This window comes from Bartonella sp. AP88XZML (genome assembly GCF_042195565.1).
Lineage (GTDB): Bacteria > Pseudomonadota > Alphaproteobacteria > Rhizobiales > Rhizobiaceae > Bartonella.
On sequence record NZ_JBHIOQ010000024.1, the window covers coordinates 1 to 3,546 of the forward strand.

A 3,546-nucleotide genomic window follows, 5' to 3' on the forward strand; every position below is an offset into this window, starting at 1 on the left:
CAAGGCGGTAGTTTATGATCATGCTGTTATCAGTGGCGCTGCTAAAATTTATGGCAAGGTTTATGGGAATGCTAGCGTGGGCTGTCATACTGATGTTTATGGCTCTGTTTATGGTAATGCGAAAATCTCTGGTTATTTCGTGATTAGAGGTAATGTATATGGCAATGCAAGATTAAAAAGAGATAGTGATTTATATTGGGTTCCCATAAATTGTGAGGTTTATGAAAACGATACCGTTGTAAAGATTATTGAAAATAACGCTGCGTAAATAATGCGCGGGCGCGGCGGGGGCGCCTGCTTTCCAACCCAATTTTTCCATTTCAAATTTTATCAAATGTTTATCACATTAAATTGTGAGGGTACTCCTATGTGCAAAAAATACGAATTAACCAGTGAAATCAAAAAAATCAAACATGCACTTACTCGAAATATTATAAATCTTTATCGCATTAAAGCTTTAAAAGATTTTGATGATGTTAAGACGGGGTCTTTAGGCGGCTTTATTGAAAAGGAAGTTAACCTATCCCATGATGGTAATTGCTGGGTGTATGATGAGGCTTGTGTCTATGGTCATGCAAGAGTGTATGAAAATGCAAAAATACGGCATTTTTCTCAAGTTTGTGGTCAAGTCTATGGGAATTGTGAAATCTATGGCAAGGCTTTCATCTCTCAATACGCAAAAATTTATGACCATGCTTGTGTCTATGGCAATGCTCATGTTTATGGCAATGTTTATGGCTATGCTCATGTGAGTGGTGCTGCCCGTGTTCTTGCTGATGCTCATATTTATGATTATGCTCATGTTTCTTATGATGCTACGGTTTTTAGTTATGCAAGGGTCTATGGTCGTGCCATTGTTGCTGGCTCTGCCCGTATTCATAGCTATGCCAAGGTTTATAATTATGCCTTTATTAATGGTCGTGCAAAAATACATGGCAAGGTCTATGGTGGTGCTTTGGTGGGCGGTTGTGCTGAAATTTATGGCTCTGTTTTTGGCAATGCCAAGGTTTTATTCTATACTAAGGTCTGGGGGCGTGTTTATGGCAATGCAAAAATCAATAAAAAAAGCAAAGTAAGGTTGGTTCCAAAAAATTGTGAGGTGTATGAAAGGGATAATGTTGTCAATATAACTGATAAAACAGAATAAAGAACGGCGTGGGGGGCGTGCTTTCTTTATGGTGTATAAACGCATATAAAATGCATTGCTATAAACATATCATAAAAGAGAGAGTAACATAAAAAAAGCCGTGTCAAGTGATATGACGCGGCTTTCAAATAACGATTATAATGATAGAAAAATAATCATCCACAATGGAGTAATGAATGCATATATACAAAACGTATTATATTGCAAGCGCTCTATTGAGATATGAAAACTTATCAAAAGGAATGTAAATAATGCGTATGATTTTTACTCACTCATTTGAATGAACGCTTTTCATTTCTCTCAAACGTATTAATCATAACGTCTTTATATTTTAAAGAGATTCATTGAAAACAAAGCCCATGATCAAAATGCTTCTTTTAAAACGTTTCAATATACTAAGCTCAAAATCGAGCTGAGTGAATTCAAATAACGCATTCTATAAAATCAAAACGCTTGTTAGCTTTAACAAAACTCGTTTTTTACATTTACGAGTATTGGTTTTCAAAACAATCTCTCATAAGACAAATAAATAACCGCTTTTATCAAACGCAAGGCTTTAAAAACTGTTATAAACATCTGTTTCAAATGTTTAAACGTTCATTTAGAAAGGCTTTCATAAGTTTCTTTTAAACAGAACTTCTTTGCAAATTAATCGCTCTATATTTGTGCTCTGTACTTTTAAATGGTAACTTTTAAAACGTTTTTTAGTACCATATCTAAGGTAAAATAGTATTTTACTGCTATGGTATTACCCGCCTCCATTTTTTTGTGGAAGCGAATAATTCCGTTCTTAAAAACTAGTCTGCAATCTATTCATTAAAAGGCTTTTCATTTCATAAGATATAAAATACCTCTTTATCGTTTTTTTAACTTTTAGTAAGCGTTTTAAAAGCGATTTTATCCTTAATCCTTTTATGCAATTTTTTAAATTAAACCTATAAGCTTATGACAGGTTCAAACAGTTAATTTCTTTAATGCCATTTTAGAGGTTTTTCCCAATTTTGGGAAAAATTATATGATCTCTATTTTCTATAAATGCGTATCTTTTGGTACAATTTATCTTATAACAGTTTCAAACGATTACCCTCTATAGGTAATAAGATATTGCTATAGCATTTTTAGATTTTACGCTTCTCAATTTTGAAAACTGTAATTTTATGTTTTTATCATGCGATTAACAATCCAATCATTAAAACAAGATGTGATCTTTAAACGTATGTTATCGATAATTCCAAACAACTAAATTTTAAACAATGCGATTTTGAGTGATAAAAACATATCATAAAATTTATAAACTGTTATGAATGATATCGGCTTTTCATTTTATTTGAATACACACATGCGTTATAATATTCACGTCATGATTTGCTTTTTATGGTCTATTCATACATGGCAATCTTATATAAAAAATGATCAAATGAATCACGTATAAAAAGATGGATTCTTAAGTGGATTCATATAAAATAATTGCAAACAACATATTGACTTTATTGCGTTTTTTGATATTATACCGAATACTCACACGATTAAGCAATGACGCAGGCAATGGAGAATAACGAAGTAGATCAAGCATAATATCCGGCGTAATCGCATTTTGAAGCAATGGGAGCAGCTGTGTGATGATACCAAAGGTGCGCTCTTTCTCATTCGGGCTGGTTGGAGCATCATCGACAACAATGTCATACTCGACACTCGTTACTTCTTCACGCGTCAATGGAATATATTGCGCATTCTCTTCACCAGATATCCGTACCAAACGACCATCGGACAAGTAATTCTGTATCAAGTGCAAAATAATCTTACCCTGCCGCTTGCGGTACAAACGTAAACCATCAAATAGACAAGCAAGCAGATTTAAACTGGATTGGCGTCGTTGTGCCTCCAAAATACCCGCTTGTGTCACTTCCCTTGTACCAATGAATTCGGGTGATAAACCCGTCACCTGATTAATTGCTTCCTTAGCTTCATTAAACAGTTGGAAAAAGCCTTGTGGAAACTGTGCTACAGGCTTTGGTTGTATTTTACCACCTGCCAATGCGTTAGGTTTAACCCATGTAATACTGTCTGATCGGCTTAAACTTTTTGCTGCTTCTCTCTCATCCTTAAATGCACCACTCTCTGCCATTATCCCGCCTTTGGATTGACTATTAAGGATATACATCACTTGACTAAAGTACTTATTCGCCCACCGTTGTGGGTCTTTTGTCGGACGGACAACCCCATAAAATTGCCGTTCTATCTTGTCAAAATACCCCGTTATACACTCCCAACCCAATTGACCAGCTGGAACTAAAGGTTGATCAGGGGATTCAAGCAACTTTCTCCCTAAAAAAGCACGTTTTACGACCTTTTTATTGAAAGCTGCCCCTTGGATATCGGGCATCATGCACTGGAGCTGC

Annotated in this window: 1 protein-coding gene and 2 pseudogenes; 2 read left to right on the forward strand and 1 reads right to left on the reverse strand. The window is 35.2% G+C overall.

Features of this window, described 5'->3' with window-relative positions; translation table 11 throughout:
• Together ACFIK2_RS02010 and ACFIK2_RS02015 are read left to right on the forward strand one after the other, a co-directional pair.
• Positions 1-268, forward strand: a pseudogene (locus ACFIK2_RS02010) (hypothetical protein); the annotation flags it as partial.
• Positions 269-367: 99 nt separating this feature from the next.
• Positions 368-1,147 (forward strand): hypothetical protein, encoded by a 780-nt coding sequence (locus tag ACFIK2_RS02015; RefSeq protein ID WP_375676851.1) that lies wholly within the window; start codon positions 368-370, stop codon positions 1,145-1,147.
• 1,444 nt (positions 1,148-2,591) lie between these two features.
• Here the strand turns inward: ACFIK2_RS02015 and ACFIK2_RS02020 are convergent.
• Positions 2,592-3,546: pseudogene (locus ACFIK2_RS02020) on the reverse strand (phage portal protein); the annotation flags it as partial.